The organism is Clostridium aromativorans (assembly GCF_020908015.1).
Classification (GTDB): Bacteria; Bacillota; Clostridia; order Clostridiales; family Clostridiaceae; genus Clostridium_B; species Clostridium_B aromativorans.
Map to the genome: position 1 here is coordinate 290,283 of NZ_JAJJPB010000002.1, position 7,132 is coordinate 297,414.

The window sequence follows — 7,132 nt, forward strand, 5'->3', positions numbered from 1 at the left end:
GCTCATGTTACTCCAGTTAAACATAAGAAATTTTGCACTTATAGAAAAATTAAGTATATCTTTTGAATCGGGATTTAACGTACTTTCTGGAGAAACGGGAGCTGGTAAATCCATACTCATTGATGCCATAAATTATGTATTGGGAGGAAAGTTCAATAGGGACTTAATAAGAACAGGAGAAAAAAAGACTTTTGTTGAGGCGGTTTTTACTGTAGAGAATCCTAAAACTTTGGAAGTTTTAGAAGAAGAAGAAATTGACTCCAATGAAAATCTAGTCATAATAAGCAGAGAATCTTTTCAGTCTGGAAGAACTGTGGCAAAGGTCAATGGAAGATCAATCTTGATGGCAAACTTAAAACATATAAGCAGTACTTTGCTGGATATACATGGACAACATGATAATCAAAATCTACTTTCAGAGGAAAATCATATATATTATTTAGATTACTATGGGGAGAGTTCCATTGGCAGCATGTTAAGGCAGTATGAAAAGGATTATAAAGATTTAATTCATATAGAGAATAAAATACAGGATCTTTCTGGTAAGAGTGAGGATAGGGAAAAACTTGTTGATTTTTTGAAATATCAGATAGACGAAATTGACTCTGCTAATTTAAAAGAGGGGGAAGAAGAAGAATTAAATGAAAGGTTTAAGATACTTTCAAATTCCGAAAAAATAAACAATACTATAAACAGTTGTTATGCAAGCCTTTATAGCAGCAATGGAGATAAAGGCTCCATATATGACAGTTTAGGTATGGTTATAAAGCAGCTTGCTTCCATAGAAAACATTGTTTCCAAGGTAAAGGATATATCAGACTCTCTCAAGGATAGTTATTATAACATAGAAGGGTGTATAGAGGATATAAGAGATATAAAGGATAATTTTTACTATGATGCAGGAGAATTAGAAGCTATAAATAGTAGAATATACAAGATAAATGGTTTTAAAAAAAAATATGGAAGCAGTGTAAAAGATATACTAAATTATAGGAACAAAATAGAAAAGCAATATGAAGAGATGAAAGATGTTTCTAAAATAATAGAAAATTTGAATTTGGAAAGACTAAAATTAGAAGATAAGATGAAGTTGAAATGTAAACAGCTTCATGAATGCAGATATAAAATAGCCCTGGACTTAGAAAAAAATGTTAAAAATGAGTTGAAGTTTGTAGGGTTGGAAAAGAGCGTATTTAAAATAGAAGTCAAACTGGAGCAAAAATTTAATTTAAAGGGCATGGATAAAGTGACTTTTTACATATCGACTAATCCAGGTGAACCCTTGAAGCCTCTTCAAAAAATTGTATCAGGTGGAGAACTGTCGAGGATGATGTTGGCATTAAAAACTGTATTTGTGGATAAAGATCACATTCCCTCTATTATATTTGATGAAATAGACACAGGAATAAGTGGAAGAATAGCGCAGTGTGTAGCTGAAAAAATGTACAATATATCAAAAAAACATCAGGTTTTTTGCGTGACTCATTTACCTCAGATTGCATCTATGTCCGATACTCATTATTGGGTTTCAAAAAGGGTTATTAAAAATAAAACCTATACCAAGGTTAAAAGAATGAATGAACAGGAAAAACAATATGAAATAGCCAGGATGATAGGAGGCTCTGAGGTTACGCCGCTTACTTTGGAACATGCTAAGGAAATTGTTAAAATGGCAGATTTAAAAAAATTGGAAAATAAAAATTGAAAAAGTTGTCTTTAAACATTTAAAGTAAATGCTTAAAAGGTGACTTTTAACTTTCTGTATAAATTTATATTTAAAAACAATACATTAACTATAGATGTAACTATATAATAGCATAATAACATATTTAAAAGGGCAACTTAATCCTAGAAAAAGCAATGTAAGACGGGAGGTAAAAGCATGAGAAAAAAGGTCAAAATCACATTGCGTTGGATGTTAATTCCAATCCTGTTTATGATGTTATGTGCTTATTATAAAATTGAAAATATAGATAAAGGTATTGGTTTATCTCAGGCAATCAAAACAAAGTCAACATTTAAAGCAGCTAAAGCCAGTGATATTACTGTGTATCCCGGCGGCCAGCCTATTGGAATAAAGTTGAGTACCAAAGGAGTGCTAGTAGTGGCACTTTCAGATATACAAACTCCTCAGGGAAAGGTAACAAGCCCAGCTGCACTGGCCGGCATACGAATAGGAGACAATATAATTAAGGTAAATGATACTTTTGTAAAAAATGCTGAGCAGACTCAGACTGAAATAAATAGAACAAAGGGAAAAAATATAAAAATAGTTGTGGAAAGAAATGGAAATAAAATTGAGAAGACAGTGAAGGCTGTAAATGAGCTAGAAGACAATAATTATAGAATAGGACTTTGGATAAGAGATTCTACTGCAGGAATTGGAACTTTAACTTTTTATGATGAAAAAAGTGGAATGTTTGCAGCATTAGGGCATCCCATAGTAGATGTAGATACGGGAACTAAGTTGAATATAAATTCGGGAGATATAGTTGACTCATCCATAGTATCTATTAAAAAGGGAGTTAAGGGAAATCCAGGTGAATTAAAAGGTATATTTGTAAATGAGGAACTTAAATTAGGTGATATAAATAAAAATACAGAATGTGGAATTTTTGGCAAGGGAAATGAAGAACTTAAGAATGTAAATTATGAGCCGCTTAAAATTGGTTTGAGAAGTGAAATAAAAGAAGGACCCGCTAAGATCCTCACTACTATATCAGGAAGAACACCTGAGTACTATGATATAGAAATACAGAAATTGCTGACTCAAGACCTGCCCGGACCTAAAAGTATGGTCATAAAGGTTACAGACAGCAGGCTGCTGAATAAAACTGGTGGAATAGTCCAGGGGATGAGTGGAAGCCCTATAATTCAAAATGGTAAATTGGTGGGAGCTGTGACCCACGTACTTATAAATAAGCCTGAAATAGGATATGGCATTTATATAGACTGGATGTTAAAAGATGCTGATATCCTGTTAAAGTAGAAGATATGCTAAAGTAATTATGTAGTTATAAAGATAGCATTTTAAATGCTATCTTTATAACTACATAAAGTATAATATATTTATTTAAGAGAATCAAAAAAATGATTATATAAAAGATAAAAATTTTTTACATAAAAAAGAAGGAATTAAAATTCCTTTGTCGAATTTATTATTTGTTAAGATATGGGAATTAATTAAGAAAAGGGGAGTAAAAATATGGAAGATTCAAAGATAAGTGTAATTATTGCAGATGATAATAAAGAATTTTGTAATATTCTAAATGATTATCTTTTAAATCAGAAGGACATAGTGGTTACAGGTATTGCCAAGGATGGATTAGAGGCACTTAAGCTGATTGAGGAGAAAAAGCCGGATTTAGTAGTGCTTGATATAATAATGCCTCATCTTGATGGACTGGGAGTTTTGGAAAGACTAAATACTATGAATATGGATCCAATGCCAAGGATAATAGTTTTGTCTGCAGTAGGACAGGATAAGATAACCCAGAGAGCCATAACTTTAGGGGCAGATTACTATGTCATAAAACCTTTTGATATGAATGTACTTACGAGAAGAATAAGGCAGATGTTCAACAATGTTATAATAGGAGGGGATGAAGTTAAAAGAAATACGTTATTTGTGGACAACGATGAAATAAAATCTTTCAAGGATGATCCTGCAGATTTGAAACAGGAGATAACCAATATAATTCATGAAATAGGTGTTCCAGCTCATATAAAAGGTTATATGTATTTAAGAGAGGCAATAACTATGGTTGTAAATAATATGGAACTTTTATCAGCAGTTACGAAGGAATTATATCCTTCTATAGCTAAAAAATACAATACAACTGCCAGTAGAGTTGAGAGGGCTATCAGACATGCCATCGAAGTTGCTTGGTCAAGAGGTCAGGTGGAAACTATAAATAAAATCTTTGGCTATACTATACATAATGACAAGGGAAAGCCAACCAATTCCGAATTCATTGCCATGGTGGCTGACAAACTTCGATTAAAGAACAAAGTATCTTAGAATAAATATTATCAATGATTAGAAAGATTTTGAGTTATATGAAAATATTAACAAACATAAAGATAAAATCAATTAATTTGAAAACTTCCGTTCATTTTATATAAAATGAATGGAAGTTTTTGCAAGGAGGTTATATGAACAAATGAAGATAGAGTTGGAGTTAGAAGAAATAAGAAACATACAGAATTTAATTATAAGTAGAGTAAACGAGCTTAGAGAAAAAATATCAAATGATATAGATAGAGAAGAAGAGATAAAAGAAATTATAAGGTATTACAAAAAGTTGGTAAAAAAAATAGAAAACCAAATATAATTGACAATTGTAATAGTAAAGTATAAAATTGAAAACGATAATTAATTTGAAATTTTATTTGAATAAATTATAAAACAGCATAATTTTGTATTGGAAGTGATATGAAGGTGGATTTTTCTGAAAAAACTATAAAAAAAGATATGATATACAGCGGTAAAATTATTGAGGTCAATCTACAAACTGTTGTATTGCCAAATGGGAGAAAAAGTAAGAGAGAAGTAGTGAATCATCCTGGCGGTGTGGCAATACTGGCCTATAAAGATAGTGATACCGTATTTATGGTAGAACAGTTTAGAAAGCCTATAGAGAGAAATATTCTTGAAATACCTGCAGGAAAAATTGAGAAGGATGAAGATATAAAGACCTGCGGAATGAGAGAATTGGAGGAGGAAATAGGTTATAAAGCAAGAAAATTTGAATATATTGGGAAGGTAGTCACGAGTCCTGGATTTTGTGATGAATATATATATATTTTCAAGGCTGAGGATCTATACAAGGGAAGAGACGATATAGGTGATGAAGATGAATTTATAAATATCAAAGAGGTTAAAATAGGTGAGATTAAAGATATGATAAAAAATGGTGAAATAATAGATGCCAAGACTATATGTGCTTTTATGATGATATAATATAGTCATATAACTCTTTTGTGGATCATAGATTATTTAGAGAGAAGATGATTGACAAAAGGGGGATAAAATAGTGTTAGAAAATAAAGTTTCAGGTTTGATAAATAGACATATTAAAAATAATTTTTGGCTGTATGTTATAAGCCTGTTATGTATTTTTACAGGTATAGTGATGGGCATATACAGTGTCAGATATATGGGAGGATTTGAAAAAAGTGATCTCGTAAGCTATCTTAAGAATTTTGCAACTGCTGTGAATTCTGGAGATTTAAATTATAAATCTATATTACTTCAAACTTTAAAAAATAATATTCCTGTAATTTTGGCTATATGGTTTTTAGGACTTACAATGATAGGAATACCAATAATACTTATTATAGATATAATAAAGGGATTTACTATAGGATTTACTATAAGTTTTATAATAAGCCAATTAGGAATAAAAGGAATGTGGATTTCACTATTGGGGGTTTTGCCCCAGAATATAATATACATACCCTGCATAATACTTTCATCTGTACTTGCTATGGAATTTTCACTTATGATTTTTAAAGATAGAGCGAGACTTCAATGGAAATCACATATTTTAGTCAGTATTACCTCTTATTCTATGTCTTTTCTAATGGTATCCATGGTAATGTGTGTGGGTTTTTTTATGGAAGCTTATTTAACTCCAAATATGGTTAAACTTGTTGTAGCCAGCTTTGAAGGGATATTATTATGATATTTAATGAGCAGGAATCAAATTTTATTATAGGGGTATTAAAGTGCTTTTTTATATTGATATTTTTTGGAATATTTTTGCCTAAGTTTATAGATACTATTTTATATAATTTTATTATTGAACCCCATTCTTACGACAACAGCATACTGGTAAATGGTATATTCAGCAAAAATGTGGATCTGATATACAATTATATTAATGTTTTCAACGAATTTCTGAAATTTTAAAATTATAACTTCAAAGAGCGGGTGATAATTTTGAATGGCCTTTTATTGGCTTATACAAAAGAACTGGAAAAAAAGCATATGAGTAAAAATACTATGGATGCATATGTAAGAGATATAGATAAATTTTTTAATTTTATAAAGGATAGAAAAGAGAGTGTAGAAAAAGTAGAGATTATATCTATAATGGCTTATGTACAGTATCTTCAGAAAGCAGGCAAAGCCGTATCTTCAATAGTTAGAAATATTGTATCCCTTAGAAATTTTTACAAATATCTCATGCTTAAGGGAATTGTAAATGAAAACCCGATTTTATACTATCAAATTCCCAAAATAGTGCATAATGTACCGGAGGTATTGACTATAGAAGAAGTAGACAAGCTCCTTTCATCGCCGGATTTAAGCACTGACAAGGGGATAAGGGATAAGGCTATGCTTGAGGTGATGTATGCTGCTGGAATGAAAGTAATGGAACTTCTAAATCTTACGTTATATGATATAAATCTAAAATTATCATATGTAAAATGTAGTAATTCCAAGAATAATGAGAGAATAGTGCCTATAGGTTCTGTAGCTGTGAAATATTTAAAAAAATATTTAGATATAAGGCCGGAATTAAATGTATATAATTTGGATATTTTATTTTTAAATCTAAAGGGAGTAAAAATGAGCCGGCAGGGATTTTGGAAAATAATAAAATACTATGCAAAAGAAGCTAAAATAGATAAAAATATAAATGCCTTTACATTAAGACATTCTTTTGCCGTGCATTTACTTCAAAATGGAGCGGATATTAAATCTGTACAAGAGCTCTTGGGCCATAAAGATCTTTCCGCAACCCAGATTTATTCGTCGGTTTTGAAAAGAAATAAAATTGCTGAAGTTTATAAAAAGTCTCACCCCAGGTCATAATGGGGGTAGGTAAAAATATAGGGGCTGCTGCACTAATCAATTAGTGTGACGGCCCTATTTGAATCACCAGGGTAAAAGCATAAAGTGAAAAACAAAAGTAAAATAATATTATCTTTGTTTTTTGCAGTTGTATTTGGTATTTCAACTATTAGTTTCAAAAGCAGTGCAGCCGATTTAAATTTTAACAAAAAGGGCGTAATTCTCCTATCTTGTATAAGTGGGAGATGAATAGTCCTTGTTATTTTAGGTTCGATGCCTAAAATAATAACTACTTGACGAATTATTATATATGATGTATTCTAAAATCAG

At 30.8% G+C, this 7,132-nt stretch carries 8 protein-coding genes; all 8 read left to right on the forward strand.

What is annotated here, in order from left to right; all coding sequences use genetic code 11:
- Positions 1-4 precede the first annotated feature (4 nt).
- The gene (gene recN / locus LN736_RS04165; protein ID WP_150356506.1) at positions 5-1,705 is read left to right on the forward strand and encodes a DNA repair protein RecN; all 1,701 of its coding nucleotides are present in this window, start codon (positions 5-7) and stop codon (positions 1,703-1,705) included.
- Positions 1,706-1,882: 177 nt separating this feature from the next.
- Entirely contained in the window at positions 1,883-2,989 is a 1,107-nt protein-coding gene (gene spoIVB, locus LN736_RS04170) for a SpoIVB peptidase (protein ID WP_150356505.1), read from the forward strand.
- A gap of 216 nt (positions 2,990-3,205) precedes the next feature.
- A complete protein-coding gene (gene spo0A / locus LN736_RS04175; protein WP_150356504.1) occupies positions 3,206-4,021 on the forward strand; it encodes a sporulation transcription factor Spo0A in 816 nt (271 codons plus the stop codon).
- Between the two features lie 142 nt (positions 4,022-4,163).
- Positions 4,164-4,334, forward strand: a complete 171-nt coding sequence (locus LN736_RS04180) for a hypothetical protein (RefSeq protein WP_179977193.1) — start codon at positions 4,164-4,166, stop codon at positions 4,332-4,334.
- 107 nt (positions 4,335-4,441) lie between these two features.
- Positions 4,442-4,963 (forward strand): NUDIX hydrolase, encoded by a 522-nt coding sequence (locus LN736_RS04185; protein ID WP_150356547.1) that lies wholly within the window; start codon positions 4,442-4,444, stop codon positions 4,961-4,963.
- A 73-nt stretch (positions 4,964-5,036) separates the two neighbouring features.
- Positions 5,037-5,687, forward strand: coding sequence for a stage II sporulation protein M (gene spoIIM, locus LN736_RS04190; RefSeq protein ID WP_150356503.1), 651 nt, complete (start codon positions 5,037-5,039; stop codon positions 5,685-5,687).
- Positions 5,684-5,914 (forward strand): endonuclease III, encoded by a 231-nt coding sequence (locus LN736_RS04195; RefSeq protein WP_150356502.1) that lies wholly within the window; start codon positions 5,684-5,686, stop codon positions 5,912-5,914. Before spoIIM ends, LN736_RS04195 begins: the two co-directional genes overlap by 4 nt.
- Positions 5,915-5,944: 30 nt before the next feature.
- Positions 5,945-6,823 carry a site-specific tyrosine recombinase gene (locus tag LN736_RS04200; RefSeq protein ID WP_150356501.1) on the forward strand — a complete coding sequence of 293 codons (879 nt, stop codon included), beginning with the start codon at positions 5,945-5,947 and terminating at the stop codon, positions 6,821-6,823.
- The last annotated feature ends 309 nt before the right edge of the window (positions 6,824-7,132 follow it).